This is a genomic window from Rhizobium sp. Root1203, assembly GCF_001424945.1.
Lineage (GTDB): Bacteria > Pseudomonadota > Alphaproteobacteria > Rhizobiales > Rhizobiaceae > Rhizobium.
In genome coordinates, this window is record NZ_LMCW01000045.1 from 194,146 (window position 1) to 214,391 (window position 20,246).

Genomic DNA, 20,246 nt, shown 5'->3' on the forward strand with positions numbered 1-20,246 from the left:
CGGCTTCATTGGGAGGAACCGCATGCTTTTCGATACACACCTGCATATCGTCGACAGGAAGAGGCTCGACTACCCCTGGCTCTCCGATGCCGGCGCGCTAAATCGCGACAACCTCTACGAAGACTATGCGCGCGATGCGCTCCGCTGCGGCATTTCCAATGTCTTTCACATGGAGGTAGACGTCGCGCCCGGGTGCATCGACGACGAAACCGCCTACATCAAGGAGATCAGCCGCAGGCCGGGCAGCCTGGTGCGCGGCGCGATCGCCGCCTGCCGGCCGGAGGAGGATGGCTTTGCCGCGCATCTCGAACGCTCGCTCGCCGATCCCTTCGTCAAGGGCTTTCGCCGCGTACTGCATGTCGCCCCCGACGACACCGCCGAGCAGCCGCTGTTTCGCGAGAACATCAAGCGCCTTTCCGGGACGCGCATGACCTTCGATCTCTGCGTCCTGCCGCACCAGTTCGAACGAATCTTGACGCTGGTCGACCTCAACCCCGACGTCCGATTCATCCTCGATCACTGCGCAAACCCGCCGATCAAGGATGGCATGAACGACGTCTGGCGCAAGGGCATTACCGACTTCGCCCGCCGCACGAACGTGACGGCAAAAATCTCCGGCGTCATCGCCTACGGCGATCTCGACGGCTGGACCGTGGAGAGCCTGCGACCCTATGTCGAGCACACCATCGGGAGCTTCGGGTGGGATCGCGTCGTCTGGGGCAGCGATTGGCCGGTCTGCACGCTGGGCGGTGGACTGACGCCCTGGGTCGCCGCCACCCATGCGCTGACGGCAGGCTGCAGCGCAGAAGAGCGCGACAAGCTCTACCAGGCAAACGCCAAGCGCATCTGGTCCATCTGAGAGGTAGGAGCGGGCGATGGTCCGCTCCCGCCCCGTCCCTCCCTCATTCTCGTGTCGGCGCGCGTCTGCGCGGCGAGAGACTCTTCTCTTCTGCCGCGTGTTGGGAAGGACCATTCACGGCACCGACGCGCCGTAGCTGGATGCCTGTGTCAAGCACAGGCATGAGGGGTGGAGGAGGTCTCGCGCTCAATTCAAGCGAGCCGGATATCAGCAAAGCAAAAAGGGCGGCGCCATCGGCACCGCCCTTTCCTCATTCCAGCTGGAAAGCCTCAGGCGGCTGCGAGCTGCAGTTCCTTCTGAACCATCGTCCGCAGCGTGCCGAGGTCCTTGGCGAAAGCGCGGATGCCTTCGGCAAGCTTTTCGGTCGCCATTGCATCTTCGTTCATCATCCAGCGGAAGGTCTTTTCGTCGACCGTGATCTTCGCGGCAGGCTTGCTGATTTCGGGCGAAAGCTTCCGCTCGAGTTTGCCCTGATCGTTGGCGAGCTCGTCGAGCAGGTTGGGCGCGATCGTCAGGCGGTCGCAACCGGCCAGCGCTTCGATCTCGCCGGCGCTGCGGAACGAAGCACCCATGACGATCGTCTTGATATCGTTCGCCTTGTAGTAGTTGTAGATATCGCGGACGGAGATAACGCCCGGATCTTCTTCAGGCGTGAAATCCTTGCCGGTCGACTTCTTGTACCAGTCGAGGATACGGCCGACGAAGGGCGAGATCAGGAACACCTTCGCATCGGCGCAGGCGACGGCCTGGGCTTTCGAGAAGAGAAGCGTCAGGTTGCAGTCGATGCCTTCCTTCTGCAGCACTTCGGCAGCACGAATGCCTTCCCATGTGGAAGCGAGCTTGATGAGGATGCGATCCTTCTCGATGCCGCGATCCTTGTAGGCCGCGATGATGGCCCGCGCCTTGGCAAGCGAGGCTTCGGTATCGAAGGAGAGATCCGCGTCGACTTCGGTCGAGACGCGACCTGGAACAAGCTTCACGAGAGCAGCACCGACAGAGATCGCCAGACGGTCGGCGACTGCCGACGATACGGCTTCCGGATTGCCGCCCTGCTTCTTGCCCCAGGCAACGGCTTCCTTGACTGTGTCGGCAAACATCGGCGTGCCGAGTGCCTTGAGGACGATGCTGGGGTTGGTTGTGCAATCGACCGGCTTCAGGCGGGCAACGGCTTCGATGTCGCCGGTGTCGGCGACGACCGTGGTAATCTCGCGGAGTTGGTCAAGCTTGGATGTCATGATCGATAGTCCTTTTGACTTGAGCTGCGAACCGGTGCGAATTTCGCCCGGGAAAAGAGGTGATCTACGGACGGTCAGTCCGTATGCTGCACGTGAAATCGAGGCCGACGTTTACGGGCCGACCACGCAAAGAGACGGCAGTGTCATTCTCGCCTCGGGCATGCAATGGCCGGGCGAGCGCGGGCTTCCAGCCCACTGCGCACACGCCGGTGCTAACATCCCGTATGCCCGCACACTTCCTCCTCGTGGCACGAGAGCGACTTCTCGATGAGACTATCGCTACTCCGACCCGGATATGTCAAGGACATTTGTGCATTTCAATTGACATAAGTGTCACACCCGTCATTATCTGCGGACCAATCAACCTGTCCTGACTTCAAAGTAGATCTAGGGCGCAATTCGCTTCGGAGGAGATGTGGCAAAGCTCAAACGGGGCACGCATACGGCTTATTCCGAAGCGTCGTCTCTCAGGCTGCGGGCGGCATGGCTCTACTACAATCAGGGCCTCACCCAGAAAGATGTCGCCGAGCAGCTCGGCATCAGCCGCACCACCGTCATCCGTCTGCTCGACGAGGCGATGAAGCGCAGCGAAGTTCAGATCTGGATCAACGATTCGGTCGACGACTGCGTCGAGCTTTCCGTCAGGCTCGAGCGCGCCTATGGCCTGGACGAGGCGATCGTCGTACCGGCGCCGCCAAGCACCGATGCCAACGCACTCGCAAAAGGCGTAGGCCTGGCGCTCGGCCAGTTCCTTTCCGAAGCCATCCCCGATAATTATACCATCGGCGTCGGCTGGGGCCGTACGATGACGGCGTCGCTGTCCAGCTTCCGGCCTCCACGTCGCGACAACTGCAAAATCGTCTCCCTGCTCGGCGGCATCGTCGCCGTCCACCAGACCAATCCGATCGACTACACCTGGCGGCTGGCAAATCAGCTCGGTGCCGAATGCTATATGTTTCTGGCGCCGCTGCTGGTCGATTCGGTCGAGACCAAGCGCAACCTCATCGAGAAGTGCGGGCTGGATGCGATCTATCGGCTTGCCGAAACGCTCGATCTCGCGATCGTCAGCTGCGGCGACATCGGCCCCCACTCGACCTCTCTCTCCGAGGGCTGGATCTCGAAGGCTGAACTGCAGCAGCTGATCGACGCCGGCTGCGTTTGCGATACCATGTTCAACTTCCTCGACAAGGACGGCAACACGGTCGACCACTCGATCAACAGCCGCGTCATGTCGGTCGATCTCGATACGCTGAAGAAGGCAAAGCACATCGTGCTCTCGTCCGGCGGCGCCCACCGCGCCGTCGCCATCCGCGCGACCATACGGCGCATCGGCTGCAACACGCTGATCACCGACGAGAGTGCGGCCAAGGCATTGCTGGAACTGGCGGAGGCGGCTTAGCAACTTCGGCGTAGGCCACTTGCCCCTGGAACAAAGTTTGGTCGGGCAGCACGAGGACGAGTGTGCCCGGGAGCGCGAGCGCATCGAAGAGAATCGTCATTTGCGGTTGACCCGGTCGTCTGGCGCTGGCAGGCAGTCCATGGGACGCTTAAGGACACTGGAGCAAAACGATGGATCAGATTCTCTTTCTCAGCCTGTGCAAGGCGGGTAAGTTCAAGGACGCGCTCGCCCTTGCCGTCCATGGCCGCGAGCAGGAAAAGTTTACGCCGAGCCGCTTCTCGATGGACAAGAAAACCGGATTGCCAATCTTCTATCGCGGCAACAAGCGGGTGGAACCGGATGCGACGGGCGAGTGGCAACTGGCAAAAAACACCAAACTATAGGGAATATGTCTCGCACGTGACCCTGCTGACCCCGGATCGGGGGGCTGCCCACGCCCGCCCGTAACCTCTTGTTCCTTGTCTCAGCGATTGACCCACGCCGACTGTTTCGCCGCATAGCGTTCGCCCTGAACTGTAATTCCTGAAAGGGCGCTGTCTATGCTCCGCAGATCATCCGCGCTCAGCTCGACATCGACCGCTGCGATGTTCTCCTCAAGGCGAGGAAGTTTCGTCGTGCCGGGGATTGGAACAATCCAGGGCTTTTGGGCCAATAGCCACGCCAGGGCGACTTGCGCTGTCGAGACGCCCTTCCCAAGGCGGCACTGGAAACGGCGTCGACGATCGCTTGGTTGGCCTTTCGCGCTTCCGGGGCGAAGCGAGGTACGGTATTGCGGAAATCGTCGCTGTCGAATGTCGTGCCCTGGTTGATCGTCCCCGTGAGGAACCCCCGGCCCAGAGGGCTGAATGGAACGAAACCGATCCCCAGCTCTTCGACAACGGGAAGGACAGTATGCTCCGGTTCTCGCCACCATAGCGAATACTCGCTTTGCAGGACCGCCACGGGCTGAACCGCATGGGCACGCCGAATGCTGTCCTCGCCTGCTTCGGACATCCCGAAATACTTTACCTTGCCCTGCTCGATCAGATCTTTGACCGTCCCCGCGACGTCCTCGATCGGCACGGTGGGGTCGACACGGTGTTGATAGAAGATATCGATGCAATCGGTCCTCAGCCGCTTGAGGGATGCCTCGGCAACCGCGCGGATGTGTTCCGGGCGGCTGTTCGTCCCGCTTTTCCCACCGGCCGCATCGATGTTGATGCCGAACTTGGTGGCAATCACCACCTGGTCTCGAACGGGCTGCAGAGCCTCGCCGATGACCTCTTCATTCTTGAAGGGCCCATAAGCTTCTGCAGTGTCGAAGAAAGTAATCCCCCGCTCCACGGCGCTGCGCAGGAACGTGATGGCATCGCCCGTTTCCATGGGCTGACCGTAGGATTGGCTGATGCCCATGCAGCCAAGGCCAATCGCTGAGACTTCGAGGCCACTCTTGCCGAGCTTTCGCTTCTGCATCCGGATATCCTTTCGGCGCTTCGTTGAGTGGGGCGTGCGGCCAAAGAACTCCGGAACGCCTGTCAGGTGTTTAGCCGGTTTCGACCCGTTCGATTACCCTGCAAATTCCGCTAGGACCTATAGTCGCCATTCATGAATGGCTCTGGGCGCGATCCACTCCGGTCACGCCTGTCCCGATTCCCAGCCGAGCATCGCCCGCTTGCGCGTCAATCCCCAGTGGTAGCCCGTCAGCGCGCCGCTCTTGCCGAGCGCCCGGTGGCAGGGCACCACGAAGGAAATCGGGTTTGCCCCGACCGCGGCGCCGACCGCACGCATCGCCGTCGGCTTTCCGATATCGTTCGCGATGTCGCTGTACGTCACCGCCTTGCCGAACGGAATCTTCAACAGACTTTCCCAGACCCGAACCTGAAAATCCGTGCCGATCAGGACGACGCGCAACGGCCTGTCCGACGTCCATTTGCCGGGCTCGAAGATCCTCTCGGCGTAGGAAGCCGTCGCCTGCCGGTCCTCGACGTAGCACGCATTCGGCCAGCGGCAGGTCATGTCTTCGAGGCAGGCAGCTTCGTCGCCGGTATCGCTGAAGGCAAGGCCCGCAAGACCGCGATCGGTCACCATCACGAGCGCCACGCCGAAGGGGGATTGATGGAAGCCGTAGCGGATGGTGAGGCCGCCCCCGCGCGCCTTCCACTCGCCGGGCGACATCGCCTCGTGCGTGACGAACAGGTCGTGCAACCGGCTCGGACCGGACAGGCCGACTTCGATCGAGGTCTCGAGCAACGGCAACTCCTCCTGCCGCAGCAGCCGCTTGGCGTGGTCGAGCGTCACCGCCTGAAGGAATGCCTTGGGAGAGAGCCCGGCCCACCGCGTGAACGTCTTCTGAAGCTGCGTCGGCGACTGATTCAGCCGCGCGGCGATCGTCTCCAGCGAGGGCTGGTCGCGGTAGTCCTCGGTAATCAGCTCGATGACCTGGCGAACGGTCTCGTAGTCGGGACCTTCAGGCGTGATGTCGTTGTCCAGCTTGGCTATCATGTTCATGATCTTTCTCCTTGTACCAAGGAGATAGTCAAGTGGCCTGCCGCAAACCACCCGATTCTTGCCGGTGGTCAGAGCAGGATCATATCCGCTGCTTGACCGTGGCCAGAGCACCCCTGAACGCCTTCGCAAAGCTCTCGCGATCATCGGGATTGAGGAAGGAGCCGACGTCGGTGCCGCGTCCCTCGCCCGATATGTGCATCGACAGGATGCCGATTTCCTGATGGCGGCGGACGAAAAAGCGGGTCCAGAAGGGATTGAAATGATGCTCGATCATGCGGCCCGAAGGCGCGAACTTGCGCACGGAAATATCGGTCCGAGACACCGTCACTTCCTCCCGCGCCCGCGCGGAGCGGTAGTTCAGCCAGAAAGCACCGTAGAGCAGCAGGAAATCCAGCCCGAAGAAGAAGCCGATCGGCCAGGCGCCGGTCGCGACGAAGAACAGTCCGTACATCAGGCACACGGCGCCCGTCAGCAGCAGAAGCACCTTGAAACCCTTCCGGCCCAGCGACCGGTAGGGAAAGAGTTCGGCTGCGAAAACAGGCTGTTCCTTGGCACTGTCGGCGTTGCTTTCCATCATGGCTGCCGAGTATAGATTTTCCATGCCCAATCCGAAACTCAAATCCGCCGCCACATTGTCGCAGAACTCAGAAGTGATCGTGCGCCGCAAGAAGCCGGCAACGGTGCGCTCGATCTATTCCGAGGCCGAGCGCGAAGAGATCTTCCGCCGCTTCTCCGTTCAGCGTCCGGAACCGAAGGGCGAGCTGGAACACTCCAATCCCTTCACGCTTGTCGTGGCCGTTGCTCTTTCCGCGCAGGCGACGGATGCCGGCGTCAACAAGGCGACGCGGGCGCTGTTCAAGGTTGCCGACACGCCCGAAAAAATGCTGGCTCTCGGCGAGGAGCGGGTGCGCGACTACATCAAGACGATCGGCCTCTACCGCAACAAGGCGAAGAACTTGATTGCGCTCTCGCGGATGCTGGTCGAAGTGTTCGGCGGCGTAGTGCCGCAAACCCGCGACGAACTGGTCATGCTCCCGGGCGTTGGGCGCAAGACCGCCAACGTCGTGCTTTCCATGGCCTTCGGCCAGGCGACCATGGCCGTCGATACCCATATCTTCCGCATCGCCAACCGCATCAAGCTTGCCCCCGGCAAGACGCCCGACGAAGTCGAGGAGCGCCTGATGAAGGTGATCCCCAGGCACTACCTCTACCATGCCCACCACTGGCTGATCCTGCACGGGCGCTACACCTGCAAGGCCCGTCGGCCCGAATGCGAGCGCTGCGTTATCGCCGACATCTGCAAGTCGCCGGAAAAGAGCTGCGACGTGCCCGCCCCGCTGGTCGAACTACCGCCGCAGCTGATCGGCGAGGCCGTCGAGTAGCACCGCAATCGCCTGCTCGAACCGATCGCGGCGCCCGCCGACGGCAATTGCGCTTGCAGCCCGGTCGAAGGCGGCCGACAGCAGAACGGTCAACGGCTCCAGCATCGGCCCGGCACCGGGCAGATAGTCCTCCAGGCCGCGGCGCAACGTTGCCTCGGCATTTTCCTGATCGATCCATCCCGCCTCGGCCGGGCCGAGCACGGCCGGTGCTTCGAGAAGCAGCAGTTGCGTGCGGCCATGTTCTGCCATCGCATCGAAATAGGCGCTCGCACCGTCGATCAGCGCCTGCCGTGGCGACGCGGAAGCCGAGGAGCGAGTCTCGATCGCCTCTGCGACTGCGGCGGCCTCTCGATCGACGACAGCTCGAAAGAGCGCCTTCTTGTCCTCGAAATGATGATAGAGCGCACCGCGGGTGACGCCCGCCGCCGCCACGATGTCGGGCGTGGCGGTCGCGGCGTATCCTTTCTCGACGAAAAGCCGCCGTGCCGCGTCGATCAGCGCCTGTCTGGTTTGTTCCGTCCGCTCTCGGTTGCTTCTGCTCATGACTTCACCTTTACATACATACTGTACGTATGATAGCGATCAAAAACATACAGTCTGTATGTAAATTTACGACGGAGGGAAGAGATGAAATCGACAAGCTACTATCCGGTCATCATGACAGGCGATGTTGCGGGCACCGCGGCCTTCTATTGTGCGCATTTCCGCTTCGCGCCCCTGTTCACCAGCGACTGGTATGTCCATTTGCAATCCAGGGAGGACGAGCATGTCACCCTGGCGATTCTCGATGGCAACCATGAGACGATCCCGGAAATCGCCCGTGGCAAGGTTTCGGGATTGCTGTTGAACTTCGAGGTGGAGGACGTCGACAGTGTATATGAAGCCTGCCGTATCGGCGGGTTGCCTATCCTCAAGGAGATCTGCGACGAAGACTTCGGCCAGCGACACTTCATCGCCGCCGACCCGAACGGTGTCCTGATCGACGTCATCAAGCCGATCCCACCGAGTGCCGACTATGCTCCACTGTACGAAGGCTCGGCTTTGCCGGCCTGAACGTCAGCCGTGAAAGACGGGATCCCCTCGCGAAACCAGCTTGTGAAGATGAACCATCATCCCGGCTGCAAAAAGCGGGGTGAGCAGATTGACGATCGGAACCGCCAGAAAGGCGGCGATCACCAACCCGGCAAGGAAGACGGTCGAGGCGTGCCTGGCCCGAAACAGCCGCGCCTCCTGCGGCGAGCGAAATCGCATGGCGGCGAACTCGAAGAATTCTCGGCCGAGCAAGTATCCGTTCACGACGAAGAATGCGATCAGATTGACCCCCGGAATGAACAGCAGGAAGAGCGCGACGATATTTCCGACAATGACGACGCCCAGAAATTTGAGGGAGCTTGCGATGGCCGGCCCCAGAGGCATTGCCGTGCCGGGCGGATCCGAGGGGTAGTCTCGTTTCTCGACCACCTCGGCCACGTCGTCCAGAAAGAGGCCCGCAATCAGCGCGGTGACCGGCGAAAGCAGCAACGCCAATGCGAGCGCGAGCCCGATACCCGCGCCGATCGCAAGGACGAAGCCCAGCCAGCCAGCCCAATCCGGCATGGCCGGAAAGAAACCGGCAATCCAGGGAAACACGAGCGACAGAAACACGCTGCGCAACGCCAGCCAGAGTGCGAGCAGGACCAGCAGCGTTAATCCCAATACCTTCCAGAAGACCGAACGCGTCTCCGGCGCAAACAGATTGGCAGCAGAGAGGCGGGCAGCGTGAAAGATCATTTAGCGTCTCCGGTTGTATCCCCCATGTAGGAACATGAAGTTTGAACGGCAAGGCTGAAATAAAATGAAGGAATGAACGCAAATCTTGTCGGAAAATCTATATTAATATATACTCATCTATCATGTGAAATTGCTTGAGCCTGAGACGCAGCTTCCGGAATAGTTGCAAACGGCAGGATTGCCCTCGCGGATCCGAGAAACTCTTCCGGGAAGATCAGGACGGCTGTCGTGGAAGACTTTGTTCACAAGCTTCGACAATATGCGAAGTCCGGCACACCGGCCGAACGGCGCATCGCAAAATATTTCACCGAACATCTGAACGACCTGCCGTTCGAAACGGCGGCATCGGTTGCCGACCGGTTGGACCTCAGCCCGATGACGGTCGGACGTTTTCTGCGGGCTCTCGGCTACCAGGGCCTCGACAGCGTCAAGTTTCAGATTCGCGAGACCTCCGCTGTTTCGGCAACCCAGATGCAGGCATCGATGACCGAACTGCAGACCGATGCTTCGGAGGGCAAGCCGCTGGCCGTTCTGGTGTCGGAACAGATCCAGGGCTTGCACCACATCTACCATCTGACCGGCCAGCCACAGTGGAGTGAAGCCGTCGCGATGATCGGATCGGCCCGCGAGATTTTCGTTGCGACGCACGCAGCCCTTTCGGGCTTTGCTGCGCATTTCTGCCAGCAATTGACCCAGGCCCGCGACGGCGTCCATGCGCTGAACGGCACCGGCAGCCGCTTTGCGGAGCTCTTCGCGCGGTTGAACGGCAACGAGGCACTGGTGATCATCATTGACAGCCGCCGCTTCGGCAAGGCTCGCCTGCTCGCACGCACCGCAAGACGCTACGGATACAAGGTCATTTTGATAACGGCCCAAAGCGCCAACTGGATGCCCGATCAGGCCAATCTCATGCTTCCCTTGCCCGCCCCCCGGGCGGGAGATACCGACAACCTGCCGCCGTTGATGGCTCTGCTCGACTGCCTGTCCACGGCCGCCGTTGCCGCCGCGGGAGAAGAGGCATCGCTGCGGACGCGCCGGATGGCCGAATTCGGCATCATGCTCGGCGAAGGCGTCGGCGGCTGAGGCAAGTGCAGCACCGATGCCTGGTCAAATAAGCCATATCCCTTCCAGTTCTGCCAATCGACAGCCTCCTTGACGAATGCATACCTCACTGGCTATACGTAAATCGATAGCCAACAGGGTATGGATCCCGAATGCCGAACGCTCATGACGTGCTTTTCAGGACGCTCGCCGATCCGACTCGCAGGGCTCTGTTCGAACGACTGTGCCGCGAAGGTGAAAAGACTGTTGGGGCCCTGACGGCTCGGGCCGGGGTCTCGCAACCGGTTGTCTCCAAGCATCTCGGGCTTCTGAAGCAGGCGGGCTTGGTGCGCGACCGTCATGAAGGCCGCAATACGCACTACAGCGCGCAGCTCGGCGCCCTTGGCCCGCTGGTCGACTGGACAAGCCAGATGGCGGGTTTCTGGGAGAACCGGTTCGACGATCTGGAAGACCTACTGAAAAGGATGGACAAATGACCGATACCGCGACCGAAACCCTCTCCGTCGTCGTAGAACGGGAAATCGCGTACCCACCGGAAAAGATCTGGCGCGCACTCACGCAACCACATCTGATCGAGGAATGGCTGATGAAGAACGACTTCAAGCCTGCCGTGGACCACCGTTTCAATCTCAGCGCGGAATGGGGCGCCGTCGAGTGTCAGGTTCTGGAAGTCGAGCCGACCAGAACGCTGTCCTACACCTGGGGCGACTCTCGTCTCAAGAGTGTCGTCACTTGGACCCTTACCGCGACCGGCAACGGAACGCGCCTGCGCATGGAGCAGTCCGGATTCCGCCCCGATCAGCCGCGGTACTATGAGGGAGCCAAGGCTGGATGGCCGCAGTTCTTCGCCAATCTGGAGCGGGTCCTGGCCCGCGTCGACTGAAATCCGCCACCAGGCATCTCACCCGATCCCTTGCAGCCCGGTGCACAGGAGTGAAGACAATGACCGGTAGGACACCTAGGGAGATGGCGAAGGTCGCCACGATTCCGAGCGCTTCCAACCCAACCCTTCTCGCGGGGGGCAATCCCCAGGTCGCAAAGTCCGACGGCGACGCCCCGGTGCAGGCCTACATCGCCGCGATGCCGGGCTGGAAGAGCGACCTCGGGAGGCGCCTCGACGCACTCGTCGTGCGCAACGTGCCCAACGTGCGCAAGGCGGTGAGGTGGAATTCACCGTTTTACGGCGTCGGAGACCGGGGATGGATCATGACGTTCCATGTCTTCACTCGCTACGTCAAGGTAACCTTTTTCCAGGGCATGTCGCTGCAACCGCTCCCGCCCGGTGGAACGGCGCGCAGCAAGGACTCGCGCTGGATCGACCTTCGGGAGGACGACCCGCTCGACGAGGCGCAGATGGTGGATTGGATCAGGCAGGCCGCCGCATTGCCGGGCTGGGTTCCCTAGCCAATCATGTCGACACCGTCCGGATCATGCGGCGTTTCGGTTGACCGGCGGTCGATACCTTCGCAGGACACAAAACCAGGCAGTTGAGGTGCAGAGAAAATGAAGAAGAGCGAAACCAGCAACGTCGAGTCCCCTTCCCGGCTGATCGACGCACGGATCGAGGAACTGGGCGATTGGAGGGGCAAGACGCTCTCCCATGTCCGCGCGCTGATCAAGCAGGCCATCCCGGAAGTGGTCGAGGAGTGGAAATGGAGAGGGGTTCCGGTCTGGTATCACAATGGAATGATCTGCACCGGCGAGACCTACAAGAGTGCCGTGAAGCTGACTTTCGCCAAGGGCGCTTCCCTCAAGGACCCCTCGGGATTGTTCAATTCAAGCCTTGACGGCAACACCCGGCGCGCCATCGATATCCATGAGGATGACTCCATAGACGAAGAAGCCTTGAAAGCGCTCATAGGCGCCGCCGCAGCGCTGAACAGTTCATCGGCCCGATAGACGACGGATTGCGTTGCGCTCACGCCATCGCTTCCAGTTCGGCGCGGTGGCGGTACATTGCCAGAAGCCGGCGGTAGTCCCGATCGTAAACGGCCCGCTTTCGCTCGTCCGGCGCGCGCACCTCGCCGCCGGGGTACATGGCCAGGCCAGCGGCAGGCAGATCCTTGTGCAGGCCGCACGCCACCGATGCGGCCATTGCCGTGCCGAGCAGAACCGCCTCGTTCATCTTCGGCACCACCACCTTGCATCCAGTCGCGTCCGAATAAAGTTCCATCAGGACGGGGTTCTTCACATGCCCGCCTGCGACATGAAGCGTGTCGGGGACATAGCCGTATTCCTTCATCTGCTCGAGGATGTGTCGAACCCCGAGCGCGATCGCAACAGCGGTACGCCAGTAGAGCGCGCACAGCCCCTCGAAGGACGTGTCGAGCGTCAGTCCGCTGATGGCGCCGACAGCATGCGGGTCGGCAAGCGGTGAGCGGTTGCCGTGAAAATCCGGCAGCACGAAGATGCGCGCACCGAACTCGTCCCCTTCCTCGGCGCGAAGCTGTGCAATGCGGGAAACGATTTTCTGATGCAGCGCAGCCGTCGGCTCGCCGCCGGCGGCATGCATGCGAACGATGTGATCGAGCAGCGCGCCGGTTGCCGACTGACCGGCCTCGACAAGCCAGGAGCCGGGAAAGACCGCTTCGTAGTATGGCCCCCACATGCCGTGACTTGGCTTTCGCTCGCGTGAAAACGATACGATACAGCTCGACGTGCCGGCAATGAGCGCCAATTGGCGCTCCAGTCTGCGTGGATCGTGCGCATCGCCGCCAAGCGCGCCGAGCGCGCCGGCATAGGCATCGACCATCCCCGCCGACACGTGGCAGGCAGTCGTCAGTCCCAGCGCCGAGGCGGCCTCCTGCGTCAGCGTCCCGACGCTGTCGCCGACCGGCACGGTATCGTCGGGCAGTCGTCCGCGAAGCTGCAGATCGGCAAGCCCGATCTGTTCAAGAAAATCCGGCTGCCAGCCTTTTTCCAGGTGCGCCAGATAATTCCACTTTGCCGTCAGCGTGCAGCGCGAGCGTGCAAGCGCCCCGGTTGCTTTCCAGGTCATGAAATCGGCGAGATCGAAGAGATAACCGGTATTCATCCACGTACCCGGCAGCTTCGTCTTCAGCCACATCAGCTTCGGCATTTCCATTTCCGGCGACATGAAATGCCCCGAATGCTCCAGCACGGGATGCTTCGTCGCGGTACAGAAATCGGCTTCCTTGAGCGCTCGGTGATCGAGCCAGACGATGGTGTCGAAACGCCGCTCGCCCCCGGTCGAGACGCTGATCTGGCCGCCGTCGACGTCGCGAACGACGAGCGAGCATGTCGCATCGAAGCCCACCGCGCCGACCGACTCGGGCGCGGCACCCGACTGCTCCATCGCCTTGCGCACCGCAATACAGACGGCCGACCAGATGTCTTCGGAATCGTGCTCCGCGTGATTCTCGCGCGGCCGGTTCATGATGATTGCGTGCTCGGCCTTGCCTAACAGCTGACCGTCGGCGTCGAACACGCCGGCGCGCGCGCTGCCCGTGCCGATATCGACCGCGACCACATGCTTCGGCATTAAAGGTGCATCCCGTCCTGCTTGTGTTTTCGGACAAGGTGTATCAAATCCGGCATTGCGTCAAACACGGCTTCGGGCGAAAGCCGGTCAAGCTCAGCGCGATAGCCGGCAAAGTTGGCGTGCGAGCCGCCGGTGAAGGCAAAGACCCTCATCCCGGCCGCCTTGGCAGCTTCGATCCCGGCGGGACTGTCTTCGATGACCACGCAGTTGGCCGGCTCGACACGCATTTCGCGCGCCGCATGCAGGAAGAGGTCCGGTGCCGGCTTGCCGTTCTTGACCATCGTTGCGCTGAAAATGTCAGGCAGCCGGTCGATCAGGCCGGTCACCGTCAGCGACAGGCGGATGCGTTCCACCTGGCTGGACGATGCGACGCAACAGGGGATACCGATCCCGTCGATCGTCGCGGCGATCCCCTCGATCGGCTTTAACTCCTTGCGGAAGCGGGCATAGAGATCGGTGCGGATCTGATCGAGAAATGCCTGGCCCGGATGAACATTGAACTCGTTCTTCATCGTGTCGATGACTGTCGTCAGGCTGCGCCCGAGGAAGCGACCATAGACCTCCTCCTCGCTGATCGGCACACCGAGATCGTTCATCGCCTTCACGAGAACGCTGACCGAAATCGGCTCGCTATCGACCAGGACGCCATCGCAATCGAAAATAACCAGCCGTGTTTCAGCGTCAGCCATGGCAGACCCAATCGGAATTTGTACGAAAGAACGCGCCGCACAAGGGTGGGCGTGTGCCGGCAAGGAATGCCGCATCCAATACTTACACCGCGAGCTTGTTGTCGAGATAGCGTTGCAGGGTCTCGCGCGTGCCCTTTTCCCACAGGGTTTTCAGCGCATGCGCGAAACGTTTGCGGAACAGGTCCGATGTCGACACCTCGCCGAAGATATCGTCGAAGGCGAGGAAAGCCATCGGATCGTCCTTTGCCTTCAGTGCGGCCGCATGCAGCCGATCGGCGCTGGCGTCGTTAAACGCGATTTCTGCGCCGCTGTCGGTCGTGCCTGCGAAGTAACGGCACCATAGCGCCGACACCAGCGAAAGGCCGACGACGTCCCTGCCCTGGCGCAAATTGTCCAGCGTCGAGGGCAGGATGAATTTCGGCTGCCGGTTAGACCCGTCCTGCGCCAGGCGCGGGATCGTGTCGGCGATCTTGGGGTTCAGCAGGCGATGCTCGATGAGGCCAAAATAGTCCGCCAGCGACGTGTTCGGGACCGGCGGCACGATCGGAATGATCTCGTCATTCTCGAGTTTGGCGAGAAACGCCCGGATCAGCGGGTCCATCATTGCATCGTGCACGAAATGGATGTCCATTAGCGCCGCCGGATAGGCGATTGCCGCATGGCCGCCGTTCAGGATGCGGATCTTCATATGCTCGTATGGCGTCACATCTGGAACGAAGGTCACGCCTACCTTTTCCAGCGCCGGGCGACCGGCGGTGAACTTGTCCTCCAGCACCCATTGCTTGAACTCTTCGCAATAGACCGGCCAGTTGTCCTCGATACCGAACGCATCCTTCAGGAGATCAATTTCACGCTGGCCCGTCGCCGGTGTAATGCGGTCCACCATCGCGTTCGGGAAAGAGACATTCACCTTTATCCAATCTGCGAAGGTCGGATCCGACAGCTGGGCGACGCCGACGACGGCATTCGAAGTGACGATGCCGTTGTGGGGAATATTGTCGCAGGACATGACGGTAAAGGGGACAAGGCCCTTGTCCCGGCGCGCCTTCAACCCGGCCACGATAAGACCGAAGACCGTCTTCGGCTTGGTCGGATTCTGGCCATCGGCGGCAATCGCCGGATGCGCCGGATTGAACTTGCCCGACGCATCGATGAAATAGCCGCCCTCGGTGATCGTCATCGACACGATGCGGATATCGGGATCGGTGAGTTTGGCGATGATCGCCTCGGAATCGCCGATTGGCAGGATGTCGGTCATCGGCCCGGTGACGCGGGCCGTTGTCTTGTTGTTGTCCTGCTCGACGACCGTCGTCAGGAAATCCTGCGCGGTGAGCTTGTCGCGCATCGCGGCATCGGAGGGCAGCATACCTGCTCCGACGATCGCCCAGTCGTGGTCCTGGCCTTCGTTGAAAAGGTCATCGAGATAGATCGCCTGGTGGGCGCGATGGAAATTCCCCACGCCGAAGTGCACGATGCCGGCCCTCAGCGACGCCCGCTCGTAGGCTGGTATGGCGGCGGTCTTTGCCGCTTCGGAAAGCGTAGCCAGCGATAGTTTGCACGTCATGTCTCAGTCCTCTTGAAGGTCTTCGGGATCGCGGATGACCCCTGGGATCACTGACGATCCCGGTACCGTGCGTCGGGCACCTTGTCCGGCGCACGCTGTCGTCCCCAACCCGGCAAGCGGCCCTCTAGATGGCGAGGCCGCCTTCGCCAAACTTGTGAATGCGCGACTTGTCCGGTGTCAGGTAGACGGTGTCGCCCGCCCGTGCCGGGAAATTGCCGTCGCCGCGCGCCGTCATCTGGCCGATGCCGCCGACGTCGACGTGCAGGAACGTGTCGGAGCCGAGATGCTCGGCGACGATGACCTTGCCCTTCCACTCGCCGCTTTCGGTCGAAAGCTGCATGTGCTCGGGGCGCACGCCGATGGTATGGGCACTGTGCGCGGCAGCGTTCTGGCCGGTGATGAAATTCATCTTCGGCGAGCCGATGAAGCCGGCGACGAAGAGATTGCGCGGTCTGCTGTAGAGTTCCAGCGGCGAGCCGACCTGCTCGATGTTGCCGCGGTTCAGCACCACGATCTTGTCGGCCATGGTCATGGCCTCCACCTGGTCGTGGGTGACGTAGATCATCGTCGTCTTCAGCTGTTGATGAAGCTCGCTGATCTCGAGGCGCATGTTGACGCGCAGCGCCGCATCGAGGTTCGACAGGGGTTCGTCGAACAGGAAGGCCGACGGCTGCCGCACGATGGCGCGCCCGATGGCGACGCGCTGACGCTGTCCTCCCGAGAGCTGGCGAGGCTTGCGCTCAAGATAGTCCGTGAGGTTCAGCACGCGCGCTGCATCGGCAACCTTGCGATCGATCTCGGCCTTGTCCATGCCCGCCATCTTCAGCGGAAAGGCGATGTTGTTGCGCACGCTCATATGCGGGTAGAGCGCATAGGACTGGAACACCATCGCAAGGCCGCGCTCGGAAGGAATGGTTTCCGTCGCATTCTTGCCGTCGATGACGATATTTCCGGCGGTCACGTCCTCAAGCCCGGCGATCAGCCTGAGCAGTGTGGACTTGCCGCAGCCGGATGGACCAACGAAGACGACGAACTCGCCGTCCTTGATCTCGAGGTCGATCGAAGGGATGACCTTGGCCTCGCCGAAGACCTTCGAAACTTTCTGAAGGGTAATGCTGCCCATGTTTCTCTCCCTTAGTCTTATTTCACCGCGCCGAAGGTCAGGCCGCGGACGAGTTGTTTCTGGCTGAACCAGCCGAGGATCAGGATCGGAGCGATCGCCATTGTAGAGGCGGCCGAAAGCTTGGCGTAGAACAGGCCCTCGGGGCTGGAATAGGAAGCGATGAACGCCGTCAGCGGTGCCGCTTTCGAAGCGGTGAGATTCAGCGTCCAGAAGGCTTCGTTCCATGCCAGGATGATATTGAGGAGCAATGTCGAGGCAATGCCCGGCACCGCCATCGGCGTCAGCACGTAGATGATTTCCTTGGCCAGCGAGGCGCCGTCCATGCGCGCCGCCTCCAGAATCTCCCCGGGGATTTCCTTGAAGTAGGTGTAGAGCATCCACACGATGATCGGCAGGTTGATGAGCGTCAGGATGATCACCAGGCCGAGGCGGCTGTCCAGCAGACCTGTGTTCCGGAACATCAGGTAGATGGGGATCAGCGCGCCGACCGGCGGCATCATCTTGGTCGACAGCATCCACATCAGGACATCCTTGGTGCGCTTGGTCGGCGAAAACGCCATGGCCCAGGCGGCCGGGATCGCGATGATCAGCCCGATCAGCGTCGAGCCGAAGGAGATGATCACCGAGTTCATGAAGTGGTTCAGATAGTTCGACCGGGACTGCACCTCGGCGTAGTTCTCCGTGGTCCAGTGGAAGAAGAGGAATTGCGGCGGAGAGGCGATCGCATCGGCCTCCGTCTTGAAGCTCGTCAGGAACGTCCAGAGGATCGGGAAGAAGATCAGGATGCCGATCGTCCAGGCGATCGCGGTCATGACGACCTTGCGCTGAGTGGTGACTTTTCTGGCCATCTCAAGTCTCCAGATTCTTGCCGACGAGGCGGACAAGGAAGATCGCGACGATGTTGGCAAGGATGACGGCAACGATACCGCCCGCCGAAGCGCCGCCGATATCGAACTGCAGAAGCGCTTGCACATAGACGAGGTAGGTAAGGTTCGTGCTCTGCGTGCCGGGGCCGCCATTGGTGGTGACCAGGATTTCGGCAAAGACGGAAAGCAGGAAGATCGTCTGGATCAGGATCACCACCGTGATGGCGCGGGCCATATGCGGCAGGATGATGTAGATGAACTTCGAGATCGCGCGCGCGCCGTCCATTTCGGCGGCTTCCTTCTGCTCTTCGTCGAGCGACTGCAACGCCGTCAGCATGATGAGAGTCGCAAAAGGCAACCACTGCCAGGCGACGATCAGGATGATCGAAAACAGCGGCGCATTCGCCAGCCAGTCATAGGGCTGCAGGCCGACGGCCTTGGCGAGATGTGCGAACAGCCCGTTGACGGGGTTCATGAACATGTTCTTCCACACGAGTGCCGCAACCGTCGGCATCACGAAGAAGGGCGCGATCACCAGAATGCGGACGATCCCCTGACCATAAATGTCCTGGTCGAGCAGCAGTGCAAAGAGGATGCCGCCGACGACAGTGATCAGAAGAACGCCGAGCACCAGCAGCAGCGTGTTGAGCAGCGCTGCGAAGAAGGCCGGATCGGTCAGGAAGTACTTGTAGTTCAGAAAGCCGACGAAACTCTCCATTCCCGGGCTGAGCAGATTATAATTCAAAAGAGAAAAATAGATCGTCATCGCAAGGGGGACGATCATCCACAGGAAGAGAAGCACGACGGAGGGTGCTATCATCAGCCGGGCTGCGGAGCGGGTATGTAACGTTGCCATGGCGACGACCGATCATGTCTGGAGGGGCGAACGGCTGCAGGGCAGCTAGGTAAAAAAGGCCGCCGACGCAATTCGGGCATCCGGCGGCCTAGAGGGGCGGGAGGTCAACGATCCCACCGTTCTCAGGAGGTTATTATTTGATGTAACCGGCCTTGGTCATTTCGCGGGTCGTCAGCTGCTGGGCGCTCTGCAGAGCCTGGTCGACCGATACCTGGCCGGCGAGAGCTGCGGAGAACTGCTGGCCGACGGCCGTGCCGATGCCCTGGAATTCCGGGATCGCCACGAACTGGACACCGACATAGGGGACCGGCTTGACGGTCGGCTTCGTCGGGTCAGCCGCGTTGATGCTGTCGAGCGTCATCTTCGCGAAAGGAGCTGCCTTCTGGTAATCCGCGTTCGCATAGAGCGAAGAGCGTGTACCGGGAGGTGCGTTCAGCCAGCCTTCCTTTTCGGCGACGAGGTTGGTGTAGTCCTTGCTCGTTGCCCATGCGACGAACTTCTCTGCCGCTTCGACCTTCTGCGAGCCTGCCGGAATGGCGAGGTTCCAGGCCCAGAGCCAGTTGCCGCGCTTGCCGAGCCCCTTGTCCGGAGCCAGTGCGAAGCCGACCTTGTCGGCAACCTGCGACTGCTTCGGATCGGAGACGAAGGATGCAGCAACCGTTGCGTCGATCCACATGCCGCACTTGCCGGTCTGGAAGAGCGCCAGGTTTTCGTTGAACCCGTTCGAAGAAGCGCCCGGAGGTCCGGCGTCCTTCATCAGGTTGACGTAGAAGTCCAGCGTGTCTTTCCACTCCGGCTGATCGAACTGCGGCTTCCACTGCTCATCGAACCAGCGTGCGCCGAAGGAGTTCGACATAGCCGTCAGGAAGGCCATGTTCTCGCCCCAGCCGGCCTTGCCGCGCAGGCAGATGCCGTAGATTTCCTTGTCCTTGTCGGTGATCTTCTTCGCGGCGTCCGCGATGAAGTCCCAGGTCGGCGCGTCGGGCATCTTCAGCCCGGCAGCCTCGAACAGGTCCTTGCGGTACATGACCATCGAGCTTTCGCCGTAGAAGGGAGCCGCATAGAGCTTGCCGTCGGCGGTAAGACCGCTCCGGATCGCCGGCAGCAGGTCGTCGGCGTCGTAGTCCTTGCCGAGGTTGTCGAGCGGAAGCAGCCAACCCTGCTTGGCCCAGATCGGAACTTCGTACGTGCCGATCGTCAGAACGTCGTACTGACCGCCCTTGGTCGCGATGTCGGTCGTAACCTTCTGACGCAGGACGTTTTCTTCGAGCGTTACCCACTCGAGGTCGATGTCGGGGTTCTTTTTCTTGAAGTCATCCGTCAGCTTCTGCATCCGGATCATGTCGCCGTTGTTCACGGTCGCGATCGTCAGCGTTTCAGCCGAAGCCATGCCAGCAAACGCCAGTGCCGAGCATGCGCCCAGCAGGAAAGTTTTCAATGTCATATCTTCCT

Annotated in this window: 22 protein-coding genes and 1 pseudogene; 10 read left to right on the forward strand and 13 right to left on the reverse strand. The window is 61.1% G+C overall.

Going from position 1 to position 20,246, the window contains the following annotated elements:
• Positions 1 to 22: 22 nt before the first annotated feature.
• Positions 23 to 859, forward strand: coding sequence for an amidohydrolase family protein (locus ASC97_RS27395; RefSeq protein ID WP_057471482.1), 837 nt, complete (start codon positions 23 to 25; stop codon positions 857 to 859).
• A 269-nt stretch (positions 860 to 1,128) separates the two neighbouring features.
• On the opposite strand, the gene tal is transcribed toward ASC97_RS27395, so the two are convergent.
• Entirely contained in the window at positions 1,129 to 2,094 is a 966-nt protein-coding gene (tal, locus tag ASC97_RS27400; RefSeq protein ID WP_057471483.1) for a transaldolase, read from the reverse strand.
• A 415-nt stretch (positions 2,095 to 2,509) separates the two neighbouring features.
• Here tal and ASC97_RS27405 point away from each other — a divergent pair, with 415 nt between their 5' ends.
• On the forward strand, positions 2,510 to 3,493 hold the full coding sequence (locus ASC97_RS27405; RefSeq protein WP_057471484.1) for a sugar-binding transcriptional regulator: 984 nt from the start codon (positions 2,510 to 2,512) through the stop codon (positions 3,491 to 3,493).
• A gap of 170 nt (positions 3,494 to 3,663) precedes the next feature.
• The gene (locus tag ASC97_RS27410; RefSeq protein WP_057471485.1) at positions 3,664 to 3,876 is read left to right on the forward strand and encodes a hypothetical protein; all 213 of its coding nucleotides are present in this window, start codon (positions 3,664 to 3,666) and stop codon (positions 3,874 to 3,876) included.
• 80 nt (positions 3,877 to 3,956) lie between these two features.
• Here ASC97_RS27410 and ASC97_RS27415 read toward each other — a convergent pair.
• The 3 genes and pseudogenes from ASC97_RS27415 to ASC97_RS27425 all read right to left on the reverse strand — a co-directional run bounded on the left by ASC97_RS27415 (position 3,957) and on the right by ASC97_RS27425 (position 6,557).
• Positions 3,957 to 4,945, reverse strand: a pseudogene (locus tag ASC97_RS27415) (aldo/keto reductase).
• Positions 4,946 to 5,107: 162 nt separating this feature from the next.
• Positions 5,108 to 5,980 carry a methylated-DNA--[protein]-cysteine S-methyltransferase gene (locus tag ASC97_RS27420; RefSeq protein ID WP_057471486.1) on the reverse strand — a complete coding sequence of 291 codons (873 nt, stop codon included), beginning with the start codon at positions 5,978 to 5,980 and terminating at the stop codon, positions 5,108 to 5,110.
• Positions 5,981 to 6,059: 79 nt separating this feature from the next.
• A complete protein-coding gene (locus ASC97_RS27425) occupies positions 6,060 to 6,557 on the reverse strand; it encodes a DUF2244 domain-containing protein (protein ID WP_057471487.1) in 498 nt (165 codons plus the stop codon).
• Between ASC97_RS27425 and nth the strand changes: the two genes are divergently transcribed.
• Positions 6,556 to 7,362: an endonuclease III gene (gene nth, locus ASC97_RS27430; RefSeq protein WP_200959555.1), complete on the forward strand. Its 807-nt coding sequence runs from the start codon at positions 6,556 to 6,558 to the stop codon at positions 7,360 to 7,362. The two genes, ASC97_RS27425 and nth, sit on opposite strands and share 2 nt — an antisense overlap.
• Here nth and ASC97_RS27435 read toward each other — a convergent pair.
• Entirely contained in the window at positions 7,327 to 7,905 is a 579-nt protein-coding gene (locus tag ASC97_RS27435) for a TetR family transcriptional regulator (protein ID WP_057471489.1), read from the reverse strand. The genes nth and ASC97_RS27435 overlap by 36 nt on opposite strands.
• Positions 7,906 to 7,989: 84 nt before the next feature.
• Between ASC97_RS27435 and ASC97_RS27440 the strand changes: the two genes are divergently transcribed.
• A complete protein-coding gene (locus tag ASC97_RS27440; RefSeq protein WP_057471490.1) occupies positions 7,990 to 8,415 on the forward strand; it encodes a VOC family protein in 426 nt (141 codons plus the stop codon).
• 3 nt (positions 8,416 to 8,418) lie between these two features.
• On the opposite strand, the gene ASC97_RS27445 is transcribed toward ASC97_RS27440, so the two are convergent.
• Complete coding sequence (locus ASC97_RS27445) at positions 8,419 to 9,132, reverse strand: sulfate transporter family protein (RefSeq protein WP_057471491.1); 714 nt, start codon at positions 9,130 to 9,132, stop codon at positions 8,419 to 8,421.
• Between the two features lie 228 nt (positions 9,133 to 9,360).
• Here ASC97_RS27445 and ASC97_RS27450 point away from each other — a divergent pair, with 228 nt between their 5' ends.
• The 5 genes from ASC97_RS27450 (at position 9,361) to ASC97_RS27470 (ending at position 12,093) form a co-directional block, all read left to right on the forward strand.
• A complete protein-coding gene (locus ASC97_RS27450; protein WP_057471492.1) occupies positions 9,361 to 10,215 on the forward strand; it encodes a MurR/RpiR family transcriptional regulator in 855 nt (284 codons plus the stop codon).
• Positions 10,216 to 10,346: 131 nt separating this feature from the next.
• Entirely contained in the window at positions 10,347 to 10,670 is a 324-nt protein-coding gene (locus ASC97_RS27455) for an ArsR/SmtB family transcription factor (RefSeq protein WP_057471493.1), read from the forward strand.
• On the forward strand, positions 10,667 to 11,077 hold the full coding sequence (locus ASC97_RS27460) for an SRPBCC family protein (protein WP_057471494.1): 411 nt from the start codon (positions 10,667 to 10,669) through the stop codon (positions 11,075 to 11,077). The genes ASC97_RS27455 and ASC97_RS27460 overlap by 4 nt, the downstream gene beginning before the upstream one ends.
• A 59-nt stretch (positions 11,078 to 11,136) precedes the next feature.
• Positions 11,137 to 11,598: a DUF1801 domain-containing protein gene (locus tag ASC97_RS27465; protein ID WP_057471495.1), complete on the forward strand. Its 462-nt coding sequence runs from the start codon at positions 11,137 to 11,139 to the stop codon at positions 11,596 to 11,598.
• 99 nt (positions 11,599 to 11,697) lie between these two features.
• Positions 11,698 to 12,093 (forward strand): DUF1801 domain-containing protein, encoded by a 396-nt coding sequence (locus ASC97_RS27470; RefSeq protein ID WP_057471496.1) that lies wholly within the window; start codon positions 11,698 to 11,700, stop codon positions 12,091 to 12,093.
• 19 nt (positions 12,094 to 12,112) lie between these two features.
• Here the strand turns inward: ASC97_RS27470 and ASC97_RS27475 are convergent, their stop codons facing one another.
• The 7 genes from ASC97_RS27475 to ASC97_RS27505 form a co-directional block, all read right to left on the reverse strand.
• Positions 12,113 to 13,696: an FGGY-family carbohydrate kinase gene (locus ASC97_RS27475; protein ID WP_057471497.1), complete on the reverse strand. Its 1,584-nt coding sequence runs from the start codon at positions 13,694 to 13,696 to the stop codon at positions 12,113 to 12,115.
• Complete coding sequence (locus ASC97_RS27480) at positions 13,696 to 14,385, reverse strand: HAD family hydrolase (RefSeq protein WP_057471498.1); 690 nt, start codon at positions 14,383 to 14,385, stop codon at positions 13,696 to 13,698. Before ASC97_RS27480 ends, ASC97_RS27475 begins: the two co-directional genes overlap by 1 nt.
• Positions 14,386 to 14,467: 82 nt before the next feature.
• Complete coding sequence (locus tag ASC97_RS27485; RefSeq protein WP_057471499.1) at positions 14,468 to 15,949, reverse strand: mannitol dehydrogenase family protein; 1,482 nt, start codon at positions 15,947 to 15,949, stop codon at positions 14,468 to 14,470.
• Between the two features lie 124 nt (positions 15,950 to 16,073).
• Complete coding sequence (locus tag ASC97_RS27490) at positions 16,074 to 17,072, reverse strand: ABC transporter ATP-binding protein (protein ID WP_057471500.1); 999 nt, start codon at positions 17,070 to 17,072, stop codon at positions 16,074 to 16,076.
• Positions 17,073 to 17,089: 17 nt separating this feature from the next.
• Positions 17,090 to 17,920 carry a carbohydrate ABC transporter permease gene (locus ASC97_RS27495; RefSeq protein ID WP_057471501.1) on the reverse strand — a complete coding sequence of 277 codons (831 nt, stop codon included), beginning with the start codon at positions 17,918 to 17,920 and terminating at the stop codon, positions 17,090 to 17,092.
• Position 17,921: 1 nt separating this feature from the next.
• Complete coding sequence (locus ASC97_RS27500; protein ID WP_057471502.1) at positions 17,922 to 18,794, reverse strand: carbohydrate ABC transporter permease; 873 nt, start codon at positions 18,792 to 18,794, stop codon at positions 17,922 to 17,924.
• Between the two features lie 133 nt (positions 18,795 to 18,927).
• Positions 18,928 to 20,238 (reverse strand): ABC transporter substrate-binding protein, encoded by a 1,311-nt coding sequence (locus ASC97_RS27505; RefSeq protein ID WP_057471560.1) that lies wholly within the window; start codon positions 20,236 to 20,238, stop codon positions 18,928 to 18,930.
• Positions 20,239 to 20,246 lie beyond the last annotated feature (8 nt).

Bases quoted from the DNA above. Each gene is read 5' to 3' on its own strand.
- ASC97_RS27500 (WP_057471502.1), bottom strand. From the start codon at position 18,794: ATGGCAACGTTACATACCCGCTCCGCAGCCCGGCTGATGATAGCACCC.
- ASC97_RS27505 (WP_057471560.1), bottom strand. From the start codon at position 20,238: ATGACATTGAAAACTTTCCTGCTGGGCGCATGCTCGGCACTGGCGTTT.
- ASC97_RS27460 (WP_057471494.1), top strand. From the start codon at position 10,667: ATGACCGATACCGCGACCGAAACCCTCTCCGTCGTCGTAGAACGGGAA.
- ASC97_RS27490 (WP_057471500.1), bottom strand. From the start codon at position 17,072: ATGGGCAGCATTACCCTTCAGAAAGTTTCGAAGGTCTTCGGCGAGGCC.
- ASC97_RS27485 (WP_057471499.1), bottom strand. From the start codon at position 15,949: ATGACGTGCAAACTATCGCTGGCTACGCTTTCCGAAGCGGCAAAGACC.
- ASC97_RS27480 (WP_057471498.1), bottom strand. From the start codon at position 14,385: ATGGCTGACGCTGAAACACGGCTGGTTATTTTCGATTGCGATGGCGTC.
- tal (WP_057471483.1), bottom strand. From the start codon at position 2,094: ATGACATCCAAGCTTGACCAACTCCGCGAGATTACCACGGTCGTCGCC.
- nth (WP_200959555.1), top strand. From the start codon at position 6,556: ATGGCTGCCGAGTATAGATTTTCCATGCCCAATCCGAAACTCAAATCC.
- ASC97_RS27420 (WP_057471486.1), bottom strand. From the start codon at position 5,980: ATGAACATGATAGCCAAGCTGGACAACGACATCACGCCTGAAGGTCCC.
- ASC97_RS27470 (WP_057471496.1), top strand. From the start codon at position 11,698: ATGAAGAAGAGCGAAACCAGCAACGTCGAGTCCCCTTCCCGGCTGATC.
- ASC97_RS27395 (WP_057471482.1), top strand. From the start codon at position 23: ATGCTTTTCGATACACACCTGCATATCGTCGACAGGAAGAGGCTCGAC.
- ASC97_RS27410 (WP_057471485.1), top strand. From the start codon at position 3,664: ATGGATCAGATTCTCTTTCTCAGCCTGTGCAAGGCGGGTAAGTTCAAG.
- ASC97_RS27455 (WP_057471493.1), top strand. From the start codon at position 10,347: ATGCCGAACGCTCATGACGTGCTTTTCAGGACGCTCGCCGATCCGACT.
- ASC97_RS27445 (WP_057471491.1), bottom strand. From the start codon at position 9,132: ATGATCTTTCACGCTGCCCGCCTCTCTGCTGCCAATCTGTTTGCGCCG.
- ASC97_RS27465 (WP_057471495.1), top strand. From the start codon at position 11,137: ATGACCGGTAGGACACCTAGGGAGATGGCGAAGGTCGCCACGATTCCG.
- ASC97_RS27435 (WP_057471489.1), bottom strand. From the start codon at position 7,905: ATGAGCAGAAGCAACCGAGAGCGGACGGAACAAACCAGACAGGCGCTG.
- ASC97_RS27495 (WP_057471501.1), bottom strand. From the start codon at position 17,920: ATGGCCAGAAAAGTCACCACTCAGCGCAAGGTCGTCATGACCGCGATC.
- ASC97_RS27475 (WP_057471497.1), bottom strand. From the start codon at position 13,696: ATGCCGAAGCATGTGGTCGCGGTCGATATCGGCACGGGCAGCGCGCGC.
- ASC97_RS27440 (WP_057471490.1), top strand. From the start codon at position 7,990: ATGAAATCGACAAGCTACTATCCGGTCATCATGACAGGCGATGTTGCG.
- ASC97_RS27425 (WP_057471487.1), bottom strand. From the start codon at position 6,557: ATGATGGAAAGCAACGCCGACAGTGCCAAGGAACAGCCTGTTTTCGCA.